This window comes from Streptomyces sp. MB09-02B (assembly GCF_033794485.1).
In the GTDB taxonomy this organism is placed as follows: domain Bacteria; phylum Actinomycetota; class Actinomycetes; order Streptomycetales; family Streptomycetaceae; genus Streptomyces.
This window is the reverse complement of sequence record NZ_JARGEE010000125.1, coordinates 1-22,037: the sequence shown is the minus strand read 5'-3', so window position 1 is coordinate 22,037 and position 22,037 is coordinate 1. Positions and strand designations below refer to the sequence as shown.

Here is a 22,037-nt window from a genome sequence, read left to right as displayed (position 1 = left end):
TTTTGTTTTATTTTTTTTTTTTTTTAAAGCAAAAACGGGCAGTGGAGTTTGCGGCCGTCCTCGTGGTGTCGGAGATTGTTATAAGAGACACCAGCAGCAGCGCGCCCAGCATCACGAACGGCGCGGCCACGCCCGCGACCCCGGCGATCAGGCCCGCGGCGGCCGGCGCCCCGGCCTGCCCCAGCCGGTTTCCCGTCAGCCGCAGCGCCAGGGCGGTGGAGCGGGCGTCGTCCGGCGCGGCCTGCACCACCGTCGTCATGGACAGCGGCTGCCCGACCCCGAGGCAGAACCCGAGCGCGGCGAGGATCAGGGCGAGCGCCCACACCGGCACCGGCAGCGCGATCCCGGCGCACAGCACGGCCCCCAGCACACAGGTGACCGTGAGCAGCGCGGTCCGGCCGAGCAGCCGCAGCATGGGGGTCATCACCAGGCGGCACGCGATGGTCGCCGCCGCCCGCAGGCTCAGCAGGACGCCGATCACCGAGGGCTCGATGCCCCGGTGTTCACCGACGACCGGCAGGTACGCGGTGAGGATGTCCGTCGCCGACAGCACGGCGAGGCTGATGAAGATACCGCCCGGCACGCCACGGGTGCGCAGGATGCGGTGCACGGGCACGCGTTCGCCCTGCGCTGTACGGGACTTGGGCTCGACGGGACGCTCTATCCGCCAGAGCGAGGTGAACGCGACCGCCGCCCCAGCCCCCGCGACCACCAGCGCCAGGGCGCTCGTGCGGGCCATGTCCGGGCCGCCGATCAGGGCGCCCGCGGCGATCGGGCCGACCAGTTGGCCGAGGGAGGCGCCGATGGTGAAGTGGCCGAAGTTGCGGTCGTGTTCGTGCGGCGCGGACTGGCGGGCCACCAGGGACTGGGCGCCGATCACGAAGGAGAGGTGACCGAGGCCCATCACCCCGCTCCAGACGGCCATCGCCACCAGGGAGTCGGCCAGACCGCTCAGGGCGCAGCCGCCGGAGATGAGGACGACACCGATGGGCAGCAGGGGCGCGCACCGGCCCTGGTCGGTCCTGCGGCCGAGCGGGACGGCGGCGAACAGCGGGAGCAGGGCGTAGACCCCCGCGATCACACCGATCGCCCGTTCGTCGGCGCCCAACGCGAGGGCCCGGTAGGACACGGCGGGCCGCGCCATCGACACCGCCCCCTGCGCGAAGCTGAAGGCGATGACGAGGCGGAGCAGCCAGCCGCGGTTCCTACCGGGCCTCACGATGAGGATCCTCCTGGGGGAAGTTCACGCCGGTGCGAGCGAACTCCGCTCCGGTGCCGGGGAGTCGGGTCCCGTGGTTCAGATGATGCCGAACAGCACGCCGGCGCCGAGGATGATCAGTGAGGTCGCCGCCGCCCACTTCACCACGAACCTGGTGTGGTCGCCGAACTCGACCTTCGCCATACCCACGAGCACGTAGACGGCCGGGACCAGCGGGCTGGACATGTGCAGCGGCTGGCCGACGAGGGAGGCGCGGGCGATCTCCAGCGGCGAGACCCCGTGGGCGGCACCCGCCTCGGCGAGGACCGGCAGGACACCGAAGTAGAAGCCGTCGTTGGACATGAAGTAGGTGAGCGGCAGGCTCAGGAAGCCGGTGACCAGGGCCATGTGCGGACCCATGCCGGCCGGGATGCCGTCGACGATCCACTTGGCCATCGAGTCGACCATGCCGGTGCCCTGGAGGACCCCCGTGAAGACGGCGGCGGCGAAGACCATGCCGGAGACGTTGAGGACGTTGTCCGCGTGGGCGGCGAGCCGGTCCTTCTGGTCGGGGATGTTCGGGAAGTTGACCGTCAGCGCGAGCGCGGCGCCGAGGATGAAGAGCACCGGGATCGGCAGCCACTCCATGATCATGGCGGTCAGCAGCGTGACCGTGAGCAGCGCGTTGAACCAGTACAGCTTGGGGCGCAGCGTCGGGCGGTTGGGGTCAAGACCCTGGAGGCGGACGTCGTCCGCGTCGTCGTCCTCGGCGTCGGTGCCGGAGCCCGCTCCGCCGGTGGCCTTCGTCGTACGGACCTTGTCGTCACCGGAACCGGCACCGGAGCCGGCGGCCGACGAGGCGCCCGCGCCGACGAGGACGGTCTCCTCGGAGCCGGACTTCTCCTCGTCCTTGACGATCTTCTCCTGCTCCAGGACCTCGTCGAGGCTCAGCACACCGAGGCGCTTGCGCTCGCGCAGACCGAGGAAGTAGGCGAGGACGAAGACGAAGAGCAGACCGACGAGGAGCGCCGGGATCATCGGGACGAAGATGTCGCCGGCGTCGAGCTTGAGCGCGGTGGCGGCGCGGGCGGTCGGGCCGCCCCAGGGCAGTGTGTTCATCACGCCGTTGGCGGTGGCGGCGACACCGGTCATCACGACCAGGCTCATCTTCAGGCGCTTGTACAGCGGGTACATGGCCGAGACGGTGATCATGAAGGTGGTCGAGCCGTCGCCGTCCAGCGAGACGATCGCGGCGAGCAGGGCCGTGCCGACGACGATGCGCAGCGGGTCGGCCTTGCAGAACTTCAGGATGCCCCGGACGATCGGGTCGAAGAGGCCGACGTCGATCATGAGGCCGAAGTAGACGATGGCGAACATCAGCATCGCGGCGGTGGGCGCGAGATTGCCCACCCCCTCGATGACGTAGTCGCCGAGTTGGGCTCCCTTTCCGACGAACACGCAGAAGAGCGCGGGGATCAGTACGAGTGCCGCGATCGGCGACATCTTCTTCATCATGATCAGGACCAGGAAGGTCGCGATCATGGCGAAGCCGAGGATGGTCAACATGTGGATACCTAACGTTCGCCCTTGAACTCCCACCAGGGCACCGGCGGTGCGACGACGTTAGGGCGGCTCCACAAGCGTTAACAAGACGTTGACATGCGAGCAATAAGCGCAGAACTCCAGGTCACAGCGTTGCGCCTGCTCGGGACAGCTCCACGGGGATGCCGTTGAGGACCGCGTTGCCCGACAGCGGGTCGAGCAGGGAGCCGTCGAGGAGCTGGTTGACGTTGACCCCGGGGTCGGTCGCCGCGTGGCTCATACGGGTGCCCGGGCGGTCGTGTCCCCAGCCGTGCGGAAGGCTCACGACACCCCGTCGTACGACGTCGGTGACCTCGGCGGGAGCGGTGACCTCTCCCCCGGCGCCCTTGATCCGTACGGCGTCCCCGTCGGCGAGGCCGAGGCGGCCGGCGTCGTCGGGGTGGATGTGGAGGGTGCAGCGGTTGGTGCCGCCGGTGAGGGCGGGGATGTTGTGCAGCCAGCTGTTGTTGGAGCGGAGATGGCGGCGGCCGATGAGGACCAGGCCGTCCGGGCGCTCACGCAGGGCGGTGCGAAGCCTCGGCAGATCGCCGACGATCGGCTCGGGCAGCAGTTCGATGCGGCCGCTGACCGTCTTCAGCGGCTGCGGCAGCCGGGGCCGCAGCGGTCCGAGGTCGATGCCGTGCGGGTGGGCGAGGAGCTTGTCCAGCGTCAGCCCGTCCGGCTCCGCGCCGAAGCCCTCGCCGTACGGGCCGAGGCGCAGCATCATGTCGAGCCGGCGCTCGGGGCCGGTGTCGCCGGTGAGCAGGCCGGCGAGTTCCTTGGGGTCGCGGCCGTGGACGGGCGAGTGGGCGTCCTTCACGGCCTTGCCCAGGGTCTGGCCGATGACCAGGTCGTCCACGGCGGACGGGTCGGCGCCGTGCATTCCGGTGGCGGCGAGGGTGAGGCGGGCGAGGATCTCCGTCTCGGCCATGCGGCCGTCCTCCAGGGGGACGGCGGCGCGGTTGTAGCGGACCTGGTTGCGCACGGCGAAGGCGTTGAACGCGAAGTCGAAGTGCGGGGCCTGCGAGGGCGGGGGCGGCGGCAGGACCACGTCGGCGTGGCGTGCGGTCTCGCCGAGGTAGGGGTCGACGCTGACCATGAAGTCCAGCGAGTCGAGCGCCTTGTCGAGGCGGTCGCCGTCGGGTGCCGAGAGCACCGGGTTGGCGGCGACCGCGATGAGGGCGCGGACGGGGCTGCCCTCGGCGGTGGCGGTGTCGATCTCCTCGGCGAGCGCGGACAGCGGCAGTTCGCCCTTGGCCTCGGGGTGGCCGCCGACCCGGCTGTGCCAGCGTCCGAGGGCGAAGCCCCGGCCGGGTCCGGCGGGGCGGGGGGTCTTGTCCGTCGCGGAGTGCGGGAAGAGCGCGCCGCCGGGCCGGTCGAGGTTGCCGGTGAGGATGTTGAGGACGTCGACGAGCCAGCTGGCGAGGGTGCCGTGCGGGACGGTGCAGCTGCCGATGCGGCCGTATACGGCGGCGGTGGGCGCGGCGGCCAGCTCGCGGGCGAGCGCGCGGATGGTGCCGGCGTCGACGTCACACGCCTCGGCGACGGCCTCGGGGGTGAACTCCCGCATGGCGGCGGCGAGTTCGTCGATGCCCTGTACATGCGGGGCGAGGTCGCCGAGGTCGGTGAGCTCCTCCTCGAACAGCACCTGGGCCATCGCCGCCAGCAGCAGGGCGTCCGTGCCCGGCCGGATGGCGAGGTGCCGGTCGGCGAGCTTGGCCGTGCGGGTCAGGCGGGGGTCGACGACGGTGAGGGTGCCGCCGCGCGCCTTGAGGGCCTTGAGCTTGCCGGGAAAGTCGGGGGCGGTGCACAGACTGCCGTTGGACTCCAGCGGGTTGGCGCCGAGGAGCAGCAGGTGGTCGGTGCGGTCCAGGTCGGGGACGGGGATGGCGTGGGCGTCGCCGTAGAGCAAGCCGCTGGAGACGTGCTTGGGCATCTGGTCGACGGTGGAGGCGGTGAACAGACTGCGGGTGCCGAGTCCGGCGAGCAGGACGGGCGGGTAGAGGGCGCCGGCCATGGTGTGGACGTTGGGGTTGCCGAGGACGACGCCGACGGCGTTCGGGCCGTGCGCCTCGACGACCGGCCGCAGTCCGGCGGCGACGGCGTCGAAGGCCTCCGCCCAGGTGGCTTCCCGCAGCTCCCCGTCCTTGCGGACCAGGGGGGTGCGCAGCCGGTCGGGGTCGCCGTCGGCCGCCCCGAACGAGGCGCCCTTGGGGCAGATGAAGCCCTTGCTGAACACGTCGTCCCGGTCGCCGCGGGCCCCGGTCACCCGGGTGCCCTCGATGGTGAGGGTGAGTCCGCAGGTCGCCTCGCAGAGCGGGCAGACACGCAGGGCGGTGCGGGAGTCGGTGGTGGTGGACACGGGTCCTCCGGAGGGGGCGGCGGCGACGGTGACGCTCGGACGAGGGCCGCGCACGCAGGGCACGCGGCACCGAGGCCGAGCATACCGACCGGTATGCACCACGGGGAGGGGGTGCCGGGGGTCTTGTCGGGAAACGGCGAGAACCGCGGGGAGAGACTGGCCGGCAATCGGTGGCACCCACGGGGCGCGGCCGCACGGATGCGGTCGGCCGCACGGGCCGCGCCCGGGGGCCGCCGGGACCCGCCGGCCCCCGGGCCGGACTCAGTCCAGCACGCGCGCGAGATAGGCCCGAAGCAGTTCCCGCATCTCCAGGATGATCCGCTCGTCGCCCTCCGGGGAGACCCGGAAGGCCAGGTGAACCAAGGTGTCGGCGGTCTCGACGGCGATCAGGAAGGTGCGGCGCAGATCCTCGTCGGGGGTGCGGTCGATGAACGCGGAGAGCAGGTCGGACAGGCGGTCGGCGACACGGTGGTTGGGCTCCTGCCGGCTGCCGCCGACCGGGATCTGGTTGCCGAAGTCGATGAGGGCGAAGCCCGGCGTGTTGCGCTTCATGTCGAGGTACTCGTCGAGGACGGCGTCCATCGCGGTGCGCCAGTCCCGGCTGCCCGTCGCCTGGAGGCGGCGGGTGACCCGGTCGGTGAAACGGTCCAGGTTGCGTTCGGCGAGCGCGTCGGCCATCGCGCGCTTGTTGCCGAAGAAGCGGTAGACGGAGCCGATGGGCACACCCGCGCGCAGCGCCACGGCACGGGTGCTCAGCGCGTCGTAGCCGACCTCGTCGAGGAGGTCGGCGCAGGCGTCGAGGATCCTGGTCAGTCGTTCGGCACTGCGCCGTTGCACGGGGGCGCGGCGCAGGGAGGTCGCCTGGGACACGGGCTTCATGATGCCTTTCCGCCTAGGTCCGATGAACTGTCCGAATATCAGTACGGCCGGTACCGCCGCTCCCGCTCAGCGCTGGACCGTACGGACACCGAACATCCGCACGCCCACAGCCTGCCGGGAGACTAGAGCACCGCACTGACAGGACGGATCCCCTCCCGGTCCGGTTCTCCCTCTCCGCCCGATGCACCCGATCTGCGGACGCCCCGGCGTCGTCCGGTTGTCGCCCGTCGCCGTCCGACAGTCGGCCGATTGTCGTCCGGTTGCCGTCCGTCGGCGCCCCGTCGCCGGCTCGTCCCCTTGCACCCGCCCCGACCGAATCCTACGGTGAAGCACAGGAATCAGGATCGCGAGGGAGCGGGCATGAGCGGGGACGCGAGGAAGACGGCCGAGGGGCTGGAGTACCTCTCCGGCTTCGGCAACGAACACGCCTCGGAGGCGATTCCGGGCGCGCTGCCGCACGGCCGCAACTCGCCGCAGCGCGCCCCGCTCGGCCTGTACGCGGAGCAGCTCAGCGGCACCGCGTTCACCGAACCGAGGCTGCACAACCGCCGCTCCTGGCTCTACCGGATCCGCCCGTCGGCCGCGCACCCCGCGTTCACACGGACGGACAACGGCGCGCTGCGCACCGCCCCGTTCACCGAGACCGTCCCCGACCCCAACCGCCTGCGCTGGAACCCGCTGCCGGAGCCCCCGGCGGGCACCGACTTCCTCGGCGGCCTGTGGACCCTCGGCGGCAACGGCGACGCGGCCCTGCGCACGGGCATGGCGGTGCACCTGTATCACGCCAATTCCGCCATGGAGCGGGTCTTCGGCGACGCGGACGGCGAACTCCTGATCGTCCCGGAGCGGGGCGGCCTCCTCCTGCGCACGGAGTTGGGCCTGCTGCGCACCGAGCCCGGTGAGGTCGCTCTGATCCCCCGGGGCGTCCGCTTCCGCGTCGACCCCCTCGACGGCTCCGCCCGCGGCTACGTCTGCGAGAACTACGGCGCCCCCTTCCGCCTGCCCGACCTCGGCCCGATCGGCGCCAACGGCCTCGCGAACGTCCGTGACTTCCGGGCGCCCGTGGCCGCGTACGAGGACGTGGAGGGCCCGGTGAAGGTGGTGAACAAGTACTGCGGGAACCTCTGGACGGCCACCTACGACCACTCCCCGCTCGACGTGGTCGCCTGGCACGGCAACCACACCCCGTACGTCTACGACCTGCGCCGTTTCAACGTCATCGGGACGATCTCGTACGACCACCCGGACCCGTCGATCTTCACGGTGCTGACCTCGCCGAGCGACACGCCGGGCCTCGCGGCGGTGGACTTCGTGGTGTTCGCGCCGCGCTGGCTGGTGGGCGAGGACACGTTCCGGCCGCCCTACTTCCACCGGAACGTGATGAGCGAGTACATGGGCCTGATCGAGGGCGCGTACGACGCGAAGACAGCCGGAGAAGGAGGCTTCGTGCCGGGGGGCGGCTCGCTGCACAACATGATGTCGGCGCACGGCCCGGACCGGGAGACGTTCGACCGGGCGAGCGCGGCGGAGCTGGGGCCGCAACGGGTGGACGACGGGCTCGCATTCATGTTCGAAACGCGCTGGCCCGTCCTCACCACCGAGCAGGCGGCCCGCTCGGAGCGGCTGCAACGGGGGTACGACGACGTGTGGTCCGGGCTCCGGCGCCACTTCGACCCGTTGCACTGAGGGCACCGGGCCGGGTACGGATACCGTCGTGACCTCATTCGCTCCGGACTCGATCGTCCTGAACCGCAAGCTGCCGCTCTGGTACCAGGTGTCGCAGTCCCTGCGCGCCTCGATACTGGGCCGGTCGCCGCAGGAGTCGCTGCGGCTGCCGACCGAGGAGCAGCTGGCCGGGCACTACGGCGTGAGCGTGCTGACGATGCGGCAGGCGCTGAAGGAGCTGGAGGACGAGGGGCTGATCAGCCGGCACCGTCGGCGCGGCACGTTCATCGAGCCGAGCGCCCAGCGGGGTTCCCCGGTGCGGCTGCTCGGTTCCGTGGACGCGATCGTGGCCCAGCAGTCGGGGATGACGACCGAGCTGCTGGAGCAGGGCAGCACCCCCCTGTCGGGTGAACTCTCGCAGTACTTCCCGGACTTGACCGAGGTGGCCACGTACCACCGGTTGCGCGGCGACGAGCGGACGGGCGAGCCCACCAACCACGCCCGCAACTACGTCCGCCCCGAGCTGGCCGAACGCATCGACCGTGACGACCTGCTGCGCTGGCCGATGACCAAGGTCCTGCGCGATGTCGTGGGCGTGGGCATCGGCCGGATCACCGACACGGTCGAGGCCCGCATCGCCGACCCGGAGACCGCCCGTCTCCTTCAGGTCCCCCTGCTCAGCCCGATCCTCCACTACACGGGCGTCACCCGCGACGAGTCGGGCCGTGTCCTCGACGTGGCGGTCATCCACTACCGCGGCGACCGCTTCTCGTTCACCGTGACCCTCGACGCCCCCTGACGAGGCCGTACGATGCCCACCGTGACGCCCGACGACGCTCCGCCGCTCGCGGACCTCATGCCGTGGTCCGTCGCACCGCCACGGCTGGGCCGGGGGTGGCCGGCCGCCCCCGACGCCGTGTCCCTGAAGGCCCGCTGGGACGCCCTGGTGAAGGCGGGGGGCCCGGACCGCGAGACCCTGTTCGCCCCCACCCGTTCCCGCACGCTCACCTCCGCGGTGGCCCAGTTGCCGGGCCGGTCCACCGGCACCGGCCGACTGGCCCGGGAGTCGGGCCCCTGCCCGGAGCCGGTCCGCGTCCTGGCCGCCCCCTTCGACGAGCAGTGGCTCATCCCCGACCACCGGCTCATCGACGCCGCCCGTCCCGAGCTGTGGCGGGTGGCGGACGACCGGCAGGTCTTCGTGGTCGAGCAGACGGTCGCCCCGGATTCCTCCGGCCCCCTGCTCCTCGCGTCGTCCGTCCTGCCGCTCGCCCCGCCGCACGGCCCTCGCGCCGGCCGCGTCCACCCGCTGTACCGCCGCCCCGGGGCCGCCGAGCCGAATCTCGCACCCGGGCTGGCGGAGTACCTGGACGAGCGCCTCGGCACCGGGCCCGTCGACCCCGTCGACGTCCTCGCCTGGATCCTGGTGGCCGCGCGCCCCGGCCCCGGCGGTGTCGAGGTGCCCCTCCCCGCCGACCCGGACGTCTGGTCGGGCGGCGTCGAACTGGGCCGCCGCGCCCTCTGGCTCATGCGCCGCGACGGCGACCGCCCGAAGCTTCCCGGCGGGCGTCGCCCCTATGTGCGCGCCCCGCTCCCCTCCCGCCCGGTCGACGTCCGCTACGACCGCGACGAGGAGAGCCTCGTCGTCGACGAGGGCCGCATCTCCCCCGTCCCGGCCGAGGCCTGGGATTTCCACGTCGGCGGTGTCCGCGTGCTGGAGGAGTGGTTCACCCGCAGAACGGCACCGGCGGAGCCCGGCACCCTGGAGGCGATCCGCCCGACGACCTGGCCCCAGCCCTGGACGTCGGAGCTGCTCGAACTGATCACCGTGCTGGCGCTGCTGGCCGAACTGCGGCCGAGGCAGGAGGAGTTGGCGGTCGGGGACCCGATCACCACGGCGGACCTGCGCCGGGCGGGAGTGCTCCCGGTGCCGGACTCCTCCCGTCGGCCCGCCTCGGTCCTGGACCACCGGGAGGAGGGCCCGGAGGGCCAGTTCACCCTGCTGTAGGGCCGTTCCGTGCAGGCCCCTCAGCCGCAGGGCCCTCAGCCGCAGGCCCCTCAGCGACAGGGCCCTCCGTCTACGGCGCGAACGAGTCCAGCACCCTGCCCAGCATCCACTCGAACACCTGCTCAAGATCGATCGGCCCGGAGTCCTCCATGAACGCCGCGGCCAGCCGCGGATACGCCCCGCTCGCGATCTGCCCCCCGAGGTAGGCGATCCGGACCTCGTTCTCCCGCTCCTCCGACCACGGCAGCGACCTCACCCGCTCGGCAGTGGCCAGCTCGTTCGCGACGTAGGTCGTCACGCACCCGTTCAGCATCCCCAGGAGCTGCATCTTCGTCCCGTACGGCGCTGCGAGGGAGTCCATGCAGGCCATGCAGTGCTCCAGATACCGCAGCCCGTTGGGGCTGAAGCCGTAGACCGGCGACATCAGCCGGGGCATCCAGGGGTGGCGACGCAGCAGGTCACGCGTCTGGTGGGCCACCCGGCGCAGATCGGCCCGCCAGTCACCGCCCGGCTCCCACAGCTCGTGCTCGCCGGCGACCACGTCGACCATCAGCTCGTACAGGTCCTCCTTGCGCGGCACGTAGTTGTAGAGCGACATCGTGCCGCAGCCCAGCTCGGCGGCGACGTGCCGCATGGACACGGCGTCGAGGCCGCCCGCGTCGGCGAGCCGTACGGCCGCCGCCGCGATGTCGGCGCGGCTGAACGCGGGCCGCGGGCCGCGGCCGGTGCGCTCGGGGCGGGCCCAGATCACTTCGGGTCGGGCCGCTCGGCCAGCCATCGATCATCACCTCGGCCACCATCCTAGTTACGTACAGCGTACGTAATGAGCTATGGTCGATCCATGACTACTACGTACGCTGTACTTAGTGAGGGGCTGGAGAAGAGCTTCGGCGATGTCCGGGCCGTGCGCGGCCTCGATCTGGCCGTGGAGGAGGGCACGGTGGTCGGGATGCTCGGCCCGAACGGGGCGGGCAAGACGACGGCCGTCCGGCTGCTGGCGACGCTGCTGCGGCCGGACGCGGGATCGGCGCGGATCGCGGGCCACGACCTCGTGCGGGAGCCGGCCGCGGTCCGGCGGATGATCGGGGTGACCGGGCAGTACGCGTCGGTCGACGGCGACCTCACCGGTCGGCAGAACCTCCGGCTGTTCGCCCGGCTGCACCGGGTCCGCGACACGGCGGCCCGCGCGGCCGAACTCCTCGACCGCTTCGGTCTGACCGAGGCCGCCGACCGGCCGGCCTCCACCTACTCGGGCGGCATGCGCCGTCGGCTCGACCTCGCGGCCAGCCTCGTCCGCCGCCCGGCGGTGCTCTTCCTCGACGAGCCCACCACGGGCCTCGACCCGGTCAGTCGCAACCGGACGTGGGACGCCGTGCGCGCCCTGAAGGCGGAGGGGACGACCGTGCTGCTGACCACGCAGTACCTGGAGGAGGCCGACCAACTCGCCGACCGGATCGTGCTGATGGACCGGGGCCGGATCGCGCACAGCGGTTCGCCGCCCCAGCTCAAGGCGCTCATCGGCTCGTACGCGGAGGTCGTCGTCGCCCACCCGGACGCGATGACCGCGGCGGCGGGCGTCCTCGACCAACTCACGGGCGCGGAGCCCTCGTTCGATCCCGACCGGCGCGCCGTCGGCGTGATCGCGCTCGACCCGACGCTCACGCTCCCCCGGCTGGTGCGGGAACTCGACGCGGCGGGTGTGCCGTTGCTCGACGCGAGCCTGCGCCCGCCCACGCTCGACGATGTGTTCCTCCGTCTCACCGGAGACGCAACGGCAGACCTCCGCGACCGACGAGACCGACGAGACCTCAAGGAGCGTGCGGCGTGAGCGCGTTGGCGTACGACGGCACGGCGATGCTGGGCCGGCAACTGCGGCGGATCCGCAACAACCCGGGGCTGCTGATCCTCACCCAGGTCATGCCCATCTCGATGCTGCTGTTCTTCGGGTACGTCTTCGGCAGCGCCCTCGCCGTGCCGGGCGAGGAGTACCGGCGGTTCCTGGTGCCGGGCCTGCTGGTGGCGACGGCCTCCGGCGGGATCATGACCGGGATGTTCCAGGCCGCCCAGGACACCCACCGGGGCGTGATGGACCGCTTCCGGACGCTGCCGATGAGCCGGGCCGCCGTGCCCCTGGGGCAGGCGCTGGCGGACGCGGTGGTCACGGTCGCGGGGACGGCGGTGTTCCTGCTGGTCGGGCTGGCGGTGGGCTGGCGGGTCGAGGGGGGCGCGCTCGCGGCCGTCGGCGCCTTCGGACTGTTGCTGCTGTTCCGGTTCGCGTGCGTGTGGATCGGTATCTTCCTCGGCCTGCTCACCCGCGACGAGGAGGCGGCCGGGCAGCTGGGCGGCGCGGCCTTCCTGCTGCCGCTGCTCTCCAGCGCGTACATCCCGACCGAGGGTCTGCCGGGCTGGCTGCGCACGGCCGCCGAGTGGAACCCGATCAGCGCGGTCGCCACGGCCCTGCGTGACCTCCTCGGGAACGCGGCCGTGCCGGAGGGGGCCGCCTGGCCGGTGACGCATCCCGTCGCCGGGTCGCTGCTCTGGTGCGGGCTCCTGCTCGCGGTGTTCGTACCTCTCGCGGTGCGCACGTACGCGACCGGCCCCAAGTGACCTCCGGCCCGTTCGGGGGACGGGCCGGAGGCCGCTGACGCCGGGACGCGTCGCCGGGGCAGGTGACACGCGGCACTCCCTGGTGACAACCGCGCCCCGGCGGGGACATGATCCACGGCATGCGTCCACTCCCCCGCTCCGGTGATCCCCTGCCCTTGGACGGCATCACCGTCGTCGCCGTCGAGCAGGCCGTCGCGGCCCCCTTCGCCACCCGGCAGCTCGCCGACCTCGGCGCACGGGTGATCAAGGTCGAGCGGGTGGACGGCGGTGACTTCGCCCGGGGCTACGACACGGCGGCCCGGGGCCTGGCCTCGCACTTCGTGTGGTGCAACCGGGGCAAGCAGTCCCTCGCGCTGGATCTGAAGGACCCGCGGGGCCTGGCCGTCGTACGCCGGCTGGTGGCGGACGCTGACGTGTTCGTGCAGAACCTCGCGCACGGCGCGGCGGCCCGGCTCGGCCTGGACGCGGCCACGCTGTGCGCCGCGCACCCCCGGCTGGTCGCCGTGGACATCTCGGGCTACGGGGCGTCGGGCCCGTACGCGGGCAAGCGGGCGTACGACATGCTCGTGCAGTGCGAGGCCGGGCTGGTGTCGGTGACGGGAACCCCGGAGCGGCCGGTCAAGGCGGGCATCCCGGCGGCGGACATCGCCGCCGGGATGTACGCGTTCTCGGGGGTGCTCGCGGCGCTCGTCCGGCGGGGCACGACCGGGCGGGGTGGGCCGGTGGAGGTGTCGATGCTGGAGGCGCTGGCCGAGTGGATGGGTCATCCGCTGCACCACGCGATGCACGGTGGGAGCGCTCCGGCCCGGACGGGCCTCGGGCACGCGGTGATCGCGCCGTACGACGCCTATCCGACGGCGGACGGCGGACGGGTGCTGCTGTCGGTGCAGAACGACCGTGAGTGGCGGCGCCTCGCCGAACGGGTGCTGGGTCGCGCGGAGTTGGCCGACGACCCGGCGTTCGCGACGAATTCGGCGCGGGTCGAGCGCCGGGACCGTACGGACGATCTGGTCGCCGGGGCGCTGGGGCTGCTGGACACCGACGAGGCGCTGGCGCGGCTGGAGGCGGCGGGGATCGCCTGTGCGCGGCTACGGGATGTGACGGAGGTGGCGGAGCACCCGCAGTTGGCGGCCCGGGACCGGTGGCGGGAGGTGGAGTCACCGGTGGGGCCGCTCAGGGCGCTGCTGCCGCCCATCACGCTGCCGGGCGGGGACGAGGCGCGGATGGGTGCGGTGCCCGCGCTCGGGGAGCACACCGGGGCGCTGCTGCGTGCCGTGGGGATGACGGACGACGAGATCGCAGCGTTGCGCCGGGACGGCGTGGTGGCCTGAGCGCGGGCCTCCTGCGGGGAAAGCCTTTGGTGCTGTGGTGCTAGCGGCTGCCGAACAGCGAGCGGCGCAGCCTCTTCAGGGGGGCGAACAGCGAGACCCGGCCGACGCGCGTGTCCTTGCGGCTGCCGCGCTCCTGAGGGGAACGTGACGTCAGCTCGCGCATCAGCGAGGTCGCCTCGGCCGCCTCGCGTTGTGGCACGGCGGGACCGCTCAGCACCGAGAGATGTCGGTCGAGGCGCGAGCTGGTCGCGTTGCTCCCGCACGTGATCGCAGGGACTCGCGCCCTGCGCACTGTTATCTGTTCCATGTCACTCCCCACCCGTACGAGTCCACCCGGCCCGGGCAGCGTAACCATATCGCCCCGTTGGAGCACTCGGGAATCACGGTCCCGGTATTCACCTACCCCGTAAGGGCGTTGTTGATTACTCTCCGAATCCGACCGATTCCAGGGCGAGTTGGACAACTGGCTGGCTGGTGGGCTGCGGTGATCCACCGTCGGGTTCGACGGTCACGGCGAGTGACGTCGCGTCGGTGTTCATTCCGCTCGTGACCAAGGGCGTGTCGCCGTCGAAGAGGCCCAGGGAGCGTGGTTGCACGTCGGGGCGCATGAGCCAGAGCTGGTGCACCCGGTTCTTCGGGAGGCCCTCGAATCCGCTGAGGGTCACGATCGCGCTCCCCTCCTCCGCGGAAGCGATCACTCCGATTCTGTGGCCCTCCGCGTCCCGGTCGCTGCTCGCGCGGGCGTCCGGCGCGGCGAGAACGTGGGCGATCTCACTCGCCCGCGTCCGCTCGGCGGCCAGCTCGTCGCGGGTGCGGTCGGCCTGGACGGCGAAGAGGGAGGCCACCGCGAGCGCGGCGGCGGCCGTGACGGTGGCCAGCGGAACGAGCCAAGAGCGCAACCGGGGCGCACGGGCGCGCGACCTCGGCGGCGGCTCGGCCCCCCACACATGCCGCGGCAGATGCTGGGACCGCGGCGGCTGGGCGCTCCAGGACTGGTTCTCCTGGGGCGTGTTGCTCTCCTGCGGGGTGTTGCGTACGGCGGCGAAGACCCGGTCGCGCATCGCGGCCGGGGCCGGCGCGGCCGTGGACCAGGCGAGCCGGACCGCGTCCTCGGACAGGGCGCGCACCTCGGCGGGACAGCGGTCGCAGCTCTCCAGGTGCTGCTCGAAGCGGCGCCGCTCGTCGGGCCCCAGGGCGTCCAGCGCGTAGGGAGCGGCGAGCGAGTGGAGGTCCTCGCGGCGGAACAGGCTCACTCCGCGCCTCCCCCGGGCCGGCCGTACAAGGCGCTCATGCGACTCCTCCCAGGCATTCGCGCAGCCGTGTGAGTCCGTCGCGCATACGGGTCTTGACCGTGCCGAGGGGCAGCGAGAGCCGCTCGGCCACTTCACGGTAGGTGTAGCCGTCGTAGTAGGCGAGGGTGACGGACTCGCGCTGGAGGGTGGTGAGCTTCTCCAGGCAGTGGCGCACCCATTGGCGTTCGAGGCCGGCCTCGACCTCCTCGGCGACCTGGTCGAAGGCGGTGTGGTGGTTGCGTCGTCCCTCGCGCTGCTCGCGCTCGGTGGCGGCGCGGGCGCTGCGCACCCGGTCCACCGCGCGCCGGTGCGCGAGGGTGAGTATCCAGGACAGGGCGCTGCCCCGCGCCGGGTCGAACCGGCCCGCGGAACGCCAGAGTTCGAGCAGCACCTCCTGGGCCACCTCCTCCGACTGCGCGGGGTCCCGTACGACCCTGCGCACCAGCCCGAACACCGGGCCGGACACCAGGGCATACAACTCCTCGAACGCCCGTTGGTCGCCCCCGGCCACCTGAACCAGCAGCCTGTCCGCCTCCACTCGCTCCCCCTCGCCTCCGGCCGAGCACGGCCATCCTCGCGCGTAAGGCATTCGCAACCGACCCACCTCCGGATGGGGTTACGGATCCGGAGGAGATCCGGATCAACAAATCCCGCTCTCCGCTGAAACAACCTTTCAAACGCGCCGTAAGAACGTTTGGGATTCGACCAATCCACCCTGCCGACCGCTCCGAATGGCGTTCGTCAGGCAAGTTGGGACAGAGGACGGACGGCATGACGACACCTACTTCCAGGAGCGGCGCGGGACGGCGGAGCATCGCGTCCCTCATCTGTGCTTCGCTGGCCGCCGGAGGACTCGCGGCCGCCGGCGTCACCGTGTTGCAGCCGGGGGCGGCCTCCGCCTCCAGCCACCGGGAGGCCCCGCTGATCTCGGGGGAGCCCCAGTTCGACAACACCGACGTGTACGCCTTCGTCAGCCCCGACAAGCCGGACACGACGACGGTGATCGCGAACTGGATCCCCTTCGAGGAGCCGGCGGGCGGACCCAACTTCTTCACCTTCTCCGAGGACGCGGAGTACGACATCCGCGTCGACCAGGACGGCGACGCCCAGGAAGACCTCGTCTTCCGGTACACGTTCAAGACGAAGACGAAGAACGACAGGACCTTCCTGTACAACACGGGCGTCGTGGAGAGCCTCGACGACCCGGACCTGAACATCACACAGACGTACGACATCGACCTCATCAAGCTGAAGGACCGCCGCGCGGTCTCCAAGACCAAGCTCGCGGACGACGTGTGGGTGGCGCCGTCGAACGTCGGCAAGGCGTCGATGCCGGACTTCAAGAAGCTGCGCGACGAGGCCGTCTACAAGACGGCGAGCGGGGTGACGACGTACGCCGGTCAGGCCGACGACCCGTTCTTCCTGGACCTGCGCGTCTTCGACCTGCTCTACGGCGGTGACCTCTCCGAGGTCGGGCGGGACACGCTCAAGGGCTACAACGTCAACTCGATCGCCCTGCAGATCCCGAGCGAGGCGCTCGTCCAGTCCAAGGACCAGCCTATCGTCGGCATCTGGTCGACGACGCAGCGCGAGGGCGCCGACGGCCAGTACCACCAGGTGTCGCGCCTCGGCATGCCGCTGGTGAACGAGGTCGTCAACCCCATCGGCGACAAGGACAAGTTCAACGCGTCCTCGCCGGTGGACGACGCCCAGTTCCTGAAGAACGTCACCGAGCCCGAGCTGCCCAAGCTCATCGAGGCGATCTACAAGATCCCGGCGCCCAAGGAGCCGCGCAACGACCTCGTCGACGTCTTCCTCAAGGGCGTCGAGGGCCTCAACCAGCCGCCGCACGTGACCCCTTCGGAGCAGCTGCGGCTCAACACCTCCATCGAGCCCACGGCGAAGCCGAAGCGGCTGGGTGTGCTGGACGGCGACAACCAGGGCTTCCCGAACGGTCGCCGGCTCACCGACGACGTGCTCGACATCGCGCTCCAGGTCGTCGAGGGCGAGCTGGTCGACGCGCCCAACGACCTGGGTGACGCGGTCGACAAGAACGACAAGAAGTTCGGCAAGTCCTTCCCGTACGTCGGTCTGCCGACGGCCGGTTCGCGGGGCAAGACGGTCAAGGGCAACACCACGAACAACGTCCGCAGCGCGCTGGGCGGCGGTGTCGAGAGCGGCACCGACGACACCACCCTGATCGCCGCCTCGGCCGGTGCCGGCGCGGCCGGTGTGCTGCTGATCGGCTCGGGCCTGCTGTGGTGGCGCCGTCGCAACGACCGCGCGTACTACTAGCCGGCCCCGCGTCCGGGCCCTTCCCCATGGGGCCCGGCCGACGTGACCGGCGCGGCCCGCTCGTATCCATCCCCCACGGCGCGGGCCGCGCCCCACGACCACGATCACCGCACTCGGCAAGGCTGTTGAGGAGAGGGAATGTCCCCGCGTACGAACGAGAGCGCGCCGCAGAACGGGCGTCCGCGCCCCGACGAGGGAACTCCCGAACCCGACGAGCGCGCCGAACCCACCGACTCCGACCGAAGCACCGGCACCGGATCCGCCACGGCGTCGATTCAGACGGCCGACGACGGGTTCGCTGCCGCGATCGGGCCGGGGGCCGACGCCAGGTCCGACGTTGCGATCGAGCCAGGGGCCGACACCAAGTCCGACGCCACGAACGAGCCCGGGGCCGACACCAAGTCCGACGCCACGAACGAGCCCGGGGCCGACACCAAGTCCGACGCGGGACCGGAGTCGGTGTCCGAGGCAGAGGGGAGCCCGGTGGCTGGCGCCGAGGCCGACTCAGCGTCCGGTGGCGAGTCCGGGTCCGGTTCGAAGAGTGAGGGGCTCCCGGAGGCCAGGCTTCTGCCCGGTCGTGGGGCGGCTTCCCGGCGGGGGCGTGAGAGCGCGCCCGAGTCGGGGCGGCGGCGGCTGGCTCGGGTCACCGCGTGCGCGGCAGCACTGGCCGTGGCGTTCACCGGGTTCGCGGTGGCGCTGGGGGCCAGGGACGACGACCGGACCGTGGCCATGTCCTCCTCGCCGGGTGTCTCGGCGGCACAGCTCGCCGGTGGCGACCTCGACACGGCCGTCGAGCGCCTCCAGGCCCATCTCAAGGCACAGCCCAAGGACTTCGGCTCCTGGTCCACGCTCGGCCTCGCCTATGTCGAGCAGGCCCGGGTCAAGGGCGATCCCTCCCGCTACCCGCAGGCCGAGAAGGCCCTGCAGCGCTCGCTGGAGCTGCGCCCGGACAACGACCCGGCGCTCGCGGGCCTCGCCGCCCTCGCCGCCGCCCGCCACGAGTTCGAGGACGCCCTGCGGTACGCGGACAAGGCGCTCCAGGAGAACCCGTACAGCGAACGGGCGTTGTGCAGCCGCGTCGACGCCCTGGTCGAACTGGGGCGCTATGACGACGCGTTGAAGGCGGTCCGGCTCGCCGACACCCGCCGCCCCGGCATCCCCGTCTTCACCCGGTACGCCTACGTGTACGAGCTGCGCGGCGACGTGAAGACCGCCCGACGCGTCCTGGAACAGGCCCTCGACTCGGCGGCCACGCGCGGCGACATCGCCTACGTGGCGTCCCAGCTCGGCCAACTCGCCTGGAAGCAGGGCGACTACAAGACCTCCCTCGACCACTACGCCCGCGCCCTCGGCGCCGACGACACCTATCTCCCCGCCCTGGAGGGCCGCGCCCGCGCCCAGGCCGCGAGCGGCGACGACGCGGAGGCGATCCGCGGCCTGGAGCAGGTCGTGTCCTCCTATCCGCTGCCGGGACCGCTCGTCGTGCTCGGCGAGCTGTACGAGGCCAAGGGCGACAAGACCAAGGCGGGCGACCAGTACGCACTGGTGGACGCCTACACCGCGATCGCCCGCTCCAACGGCGTCAACGCCGACCTCGACACCGCGCTCGCCGCCGCCGACCACGGCGACACCAAGTCCGCGCTGCGGGCCGCCGAGGCCGAGTGGAAGCGCCGGGAGACGGTCCACACGGCGGACGCCCTCGCCTGGGCGCTGCACGTCAACGGCCGCGACGAGGAGGCCCTGCCGTACGCCCGCCGGGCCACCGCCACCGGATACAAGGACGCGACGTTCCTGTACCACCGGGGCATGGTCGAGTACGCGGCCGGCGACAAGAAGGACGCCCGCACCTCGCTGAAGGCGGCGCTCGACCTCAACGCCGGTTTCTCGCCGCTCGGCGCGGCAGAGGCCCGAAAGACCCTGAAGGCACTGCAGGCTCTGGAGACCGCCAAGTGATCTCTCCCCGGCGCGTGTTCGCCTCCGGCACGGCGGTCCTGGTGGCCGCCTGCGCACTCGTCCTCGGCCCCGCCCAGGCCGCGAGCGCCCACCCCCTCGGCAACTTCACCGTCAACCGGTACAACGGCCTGGTCGCCGCCCCCGGGGAGTTGCGGATCCTCCACGTCGAGGACCTGGCGGAGATCCCGGCGACCCAGGCCGGCCCCGCCATCGAGCGGCAGGGGATGGAGAGTTGGGCCCGGGCGAGGTGCGAGAAGGCCGCCGAAGGCAGTGACGTCACCGTCGACGGGAGTGCCGCCGAGGTGGCGCTGAAGTCGAGCCGGGCCGAGGAACGGCCGGGCCAGGCGGGCCTGAAGACGCTGCGGGTGGAGTGCCGACTGACGGCGCCGCTGCCGGACCGGGCCGCCGACGTGGCCTTTCACGCGGCCGTGGACTCCGGGCCCGGCTGGCGCGAGGTCACCGCCCGGGGCGACCGGATGACACTGACCGGGTCGGACGTACCGGAGGAGTCGGTCTCGAAGCAACTCACCGAGTACCCGGCGGAGTTGCTGCAGTCCCCGGAGGACACGGCGAAGGCCTCCCTCCAGGTGGAGCCGGGAGGTCCCGCGCTGGCCGAGCAGGAGAGCGCGGCGCCCGGCGCCTCGATCCTCCCGCGCGGCGCGGATCGCTGGACCAGGGCCCTCGACGACCTGGTCTCCAGCCAGGACCTCACCCTCGGCTTCGGTGCCCTGGCCTTCGGCATCGCCATGTTCCTGGGCGCCATGCACGCGCTCGGGCCGGGCCACGGCAAGACCCTGATGGCCGCGACGGCCGCGGCACGCGACCGGGCCCGGATGCGGGACGTCCTGCCCATGGCCGCGTCCGTGACGGTCACCCACACCCTGGGCGTCGTCGCCCTCGGACTCCTCGTCCTGGCCGGTTCTGCCGCCGCCCCGTCAGTGATCACCTGGCTCGGCATCGCGAGCGGCCTGTTCGTGATGGGAGCGGGCGTCACCCTCGCCCGCCGCGCATGGCTGAACCGCAAACTGGCACTCACCCACGCGAGCGCGCACGGACACGGGCACGGGCACCACGGTCACTCGCACGACCACGACCACGACCACGCCGACGGTCACGATCACGGTCACGATCACGGTCACAGCCATGAGCACAACCACGACCACAGTCATGGTCATGGGCACAGCCACAGCCATGACCACAGCCACGACCACGGAGACGGGCACACCCACTCGCACGACCACCAGCCCGAGCCCAGCCGCGAACTCGTACTCGCCCAGGCCGCACCGTCACACACCCACACCCACACGCACAGCGCGACCCACACGCACACCCACACGTCGGTCGCCCCCCACAGCCACGAACACGACGACGACCACGGCCACTCCCACAGCCACGACCACGCCCCCCAGGAGAAGCGCTCCCTCTTCGGCGGCGGTGTCACGCACACCCACGGCGGTTTCACCCACACCCACCCCACCGCGCCCACCCTGCGCGGCACGATCCTGCTCGGCTTCGCGGGCGGCATGGTGCCGAGCCCGTCCGCCGTGGTCGTCCTCGTCGGCGCGGCGGCGTTGGGGAAGGCGTGGTTCGGGCTGCTGCTCGTGCTGGCGTACGGCATCGGTCTGGCGCTCACGCTGACGGCGGCCGGGTACGCCGTCGTGAAGGCGGGCGGCTGGGTGACGAAGGTGATGGACCGGGGCGAGGGCCGCCTCGGCGGCCCGACGGCCGCGCTGGTGCGCAGGACCGTACCGCTGGCGTCGGCCCTGCTGGTCGTCGTCCTCGGTGCCGTTCTGGTGTTCAGGGGGGCAACATCCGCACTCGGCTGAGCTACTTTTGGGGAGAAATGGCACGGAGTGGAGATTCCGGGCCGATGCGCGTGCGGATGCGAGTGACGGGGGATGGCCGTGTCCGAAGAACCGGGCGGTGAACGGGTGATCGCGGGCCGCTACCGGCTGCTGACCCCGCTGGGCGAAGGCGGCATGGGGACCGTGTGGCGGGCCCGCGACGAGGTGCTGCACCGCGAGGTGGCCGTCAAGGAGGTGCGGGCGCCGGGCGGGATCGCGGTCTCCGACGTCGAGCGGATGTACGCCCGCCTGGAGCGGGAGGCGTGGGCGGCGGCCCGGGTCGCCAACCGCAATGTCGTCACGGTGTACGACGTGGCGATGGAGGACGGCCGCCCGTGGATCGTGATGGAGCTGGTGCGCGGTCTGTCGCTCGCCGACCTCCTGGACGGCGAGGGCCCCCTGTCCCCGCAGCGCGCGGCGCAGATCGGCGCCGAGGTACTGTCCGCGCTGCGCGCCGCGCACGAGGCCGGGGTGCTGCACCGGGACGTGAAACCGGCCAACGTGCTCATCTCCAACGACAACCGGGTGGTGCTCACCGACTTCGGCATCGCCACGGTCGAGGGCAGCTCCGCGCTGACCATGACCGGAGAGGTCATCGGCTCCCCGGAGTTCCTCGCCCCCGAGCGGGCGCTCGGCCGGGCGTTCGGCCCCGAGTCCGACCTGTGGTCGCTCGGGGTGCTGCTGTACGCGGCGGTCGAGGGCAACTCGCCGTTCCGCCAGAACACTCCGCTGAGCACCCTGCGCGCGGTGGTGGACGAGGAGCTTCCGCCGCCGCACCGGGCCGGCCCGCTGGCCCCGGTGATCGAGGGGCTGCTGCGCAAGGATCCGGCCGAACGGATCCCCGCCGAGCAGGCCGAGCGGGACCTGCGGATCATCGGCGCCGGGGGAACCCCGCACGCGGACGCGACGACCCCGTACAGCCCTACGGTGGCCGCCTTCCCGGCCACGGGCGCGAGCACGAACACGAACACGGGACCGGACTCGAACCGGTACGGGCCGCCGACCCCGCCGCACCCCACCCCGGG

General features: G+C 72.1%; 18 protein-coding genes. 10 read left to right on the top strand and 8 right to left on the bottom strand.

Translation table 11 applies throughout. The features are described 5' to 3' along the window. Positions 1–7: 7 nt before the first annotated feature. The 4 genes from P1P70_RS19210 to P1P70_RS19195 form a co-directional block, all read right to left on the bottom strand. A complete protein-coding gene (locus P1P70_RS19210) occupies positions 8–1,219 on the bottom strand; it encodes an MFS transporter (RefSeq protein WP_319239218.1) in 1,212 nt (403 codons plus the stop codon). A 78-nt stretch (positions 1,220–1,297) separates the two neighbouring features. Continuing rightward, positions 1,298–2,764, bottom strand: coding sequence for a CitMHS family transporter (locus tag P1P70_RS19205; protein WP_413471492.1), 1,467 nt, complete (start codon positions 2,762–2,764; stop codon positions 1,298–1,300). A 121-nt stretch (positions 2,765–2,885) separates the two neighbouring features. After that, positions 2,886–5,141: a molybdopterin oxidoreductase family protein gene (locus P1P70_RS19200; RefSeq protein ID WP_319239215.1), complete on the bottom strand. Its 2,256-nt coding sequence runs from the start codon at positions 5,139–5,141 to the stop codon at positions 2,886–2,888. A gap of 261 nt (positions 5,142–5,402) precedes the next feature. Continuing rightward, positions 5,403–6,020, bottom strand: a complete 618-nt coding sequence (locus P1P70_RS19195) for a TetR/AcrR family transcriptional regulator (RefSeq protein ID WP_319239212.1) — start codon at positions 6,018–6,020, stop codon at positions 5,403–5,405. A gap of 360 nt (positions 6,021–6,380) precedes the next feature. On the opposite strand from P1P70_RS19195, the gene hmgA reads away from it, so the two are divergent. From hmgA to P1P70_RS19180, 3 genes are read left to right on the top strand one after another with little or no spacing between them, the layout of a single operon-like run. Further along, a complete protein-coding gene (hmgA, locus tag P1P70_RS19190; RefSeq protein WP_319239209.1) occupies positions 6,381–7,706 on the top strand; it encodes a homogentisate 1,2-dioxygenase in 1,326 nt (441 codons plus the stop codon). Positions 7,707–7,734: 28 nt separating this feature from the next. Continuing rightward, on the top strand, positions 7,735–8,484 hold the full coding sequence (locus tag P1P70_RS19185; RefSeq protein ID WP_319239206.1) for a GntR family transcriptional regulator: 750 nt from the start codon (positions 7,735–7,737) through the stop codon (positions 8,482–8,484). Between the two features lie 12 nt (positions 8,485–8,496). After that, positions 8,497–9,690, top strand: coding sequence for a type ISP restriction/modification enzyme (locus P1P70_RS19180; RefSeq protein WP_319239203.1), 1,194 nt, complete (start codon positions 8,497–8,499; stop codon positions 9,688–9,690). A 70-nt stretch (positions 9,691–9,760) separates the two neighbouring features. Here P1P70_RS19180 and P1P70_RS19175 read toward each other — a convergent pair whose 3' ends face one another. After that, positions 9,761–10,468: a TetR/AcrR family transcriptional regulator gene (locus P1P70_RS19175; protein ID WP_319239200.1), complete on the bottom strand. Its 708-nt coding sequence runs from the start codon at positions 10,466–10,468 to the stop codon at positions 9,761–9,763. A gap of 63 nt (positions 10,469–10,531) precedes the next feature. On the opposite strand from P1P70_RS19175, the gene P1P70_RS19170 reads away from it, so the two are divergent. The 3 genes from P1P70_RS19170 to P1P70_RS19160 all read left to right on the top strand — a co-directional run bounded on the left by P1P70_RS19170 (position 10,532) and on the right by P1P70_RS19160 (position 13,628). Continuing rightward, the gene (locus P1P70_RS19170; RefSeq protein ID WP_319239198.1) at positions 10,532–11,518 is read left to right on the top strand and encodes an ATP-binding cassette domain-containing protein; all 987 of its coding nucleotides are present in this window, start codon (positions 10,532–10,534) and stop codon (positions 11,516–11,518) included. Further along, positions 11,515–12,297 (top strand): ABC transporter permease, encoded by a 783-nt coding sequence (locus P1P70_RS19165; protein ID WP_319239196.1) that lies wholly within the window; start codon positions 11,515–11,517, stop codon positions 12,295–12,297. Before P1P70_RS19170 ends, P1P70_RS19165 begins: the two co-directional genes overlap by 4 nt. 107 nt (positions 12,298–12,404) lie before the next feature. Further along, a complete protein-coding gene (locus P1P70_RS19160; RefSeq protein ID WP_319239194.1) occupies positions 12,405–13,628 on the top strand; it encodes a CaiB/BaiF CoA-transferase family protein in 1,224 nt (407 codons plus the stop codon). 40 nt (positions 13,629–13,668) lie between these two features. Here P1P70_RS19160 and P1P70_RS19155 read toward each other — a convergent pair whose 3' ends face one another. The 3 genes from P1P70_RS19155 to P1P70_RS19145 form a co-directional block, all read right to left on the bottom strand. Further along, positions 13,669–13,935 (bottom strand): hypothetical protein, encoded by a 267-nt coding sequence (locus tag P1P70_RS19155; protein ID WP_319239191.1) that lies wholly within the window; start codon positions 13,933–13,935, stop codon positions 13,669–13,671. 115 nt (positions 13,936–14,050) lie between these two features. After that, positions 14,051–14,881 (bottom strand): anti-sigma factor, encoded by an 831-nt coding sequence (locus tag P1P70_RS19150; RefSeq protein ID WP_319239188.1) that lies wholly within the window; start codon positions 14,879–14,881, stop codon positions 14,051–14,053. Positions 14,882–14,915: 34 nt separating this feature from the next. Next, entirely contained in the window at positions 14,916–15,458 is a 543-nt protein-coding gene (locus P1P70_RS19145; protein WP_230218844.1) for a sigma-70 family RNA polymerase sigma factor, read from the bottom strand. 233 nt (positions 15,459–15,691) lie between these two features. On the opposite strand from P1P70_RS19145, the gene P1P70_RS19140 reads away from it, so the two are divergent. The 4 genes from P1P70_RS19140 to P1P70_RS19125 form a co-directional block, all read left to right on the top strand. Continuing rightward, entirely contained in the window at positions 15,692–17,215 is a 1,524-nt protein-coding gene (locus P1P70_RS19140; RefSeq protein WP_319239183.1) for a DUF4331 domain-containing protein, read from the top strand. Between the two features lie 138 nt (positions 17,216–17,353). Continuing rightward, on the top strand, positions 17,354–19,168 hold the full coding sequence (locus P1P70_RS19135; protein ID WP_319239180.1) for a tetratricopeptide repeat protein: 1,815 nt from the start codon (positions 17,354–17,356) through the stop codon (positions 19,166–19,168). Then, positions 19,165–20,994 carry a nickel transporter gene (locus P1P70_RS19130; RefSeq protein ID WP_319239178.1) on the top strand — a complete coding sequence of 610 codons (1,830 nt, stop codon included), beginning with the start codon at positions 19,165–19,167 and terminating at the stop codon, positions 20,992–20,994. The genes P1P70_RS19135 and P1P70_RS19130 overlap by 4 nt, the downstream gene beginning before the upstream one ends. A gap of 72 nt (positions 20,995–21,066) precedes the next feature. Beyond that, on the top strand, positions 21,067–22,037 hold a 971-nt coding region (locus P1P70_RS19125), incomplete at its 3' end, for a serine/threonine-protein kinase (RefSeq protein ID WP_319239175.1).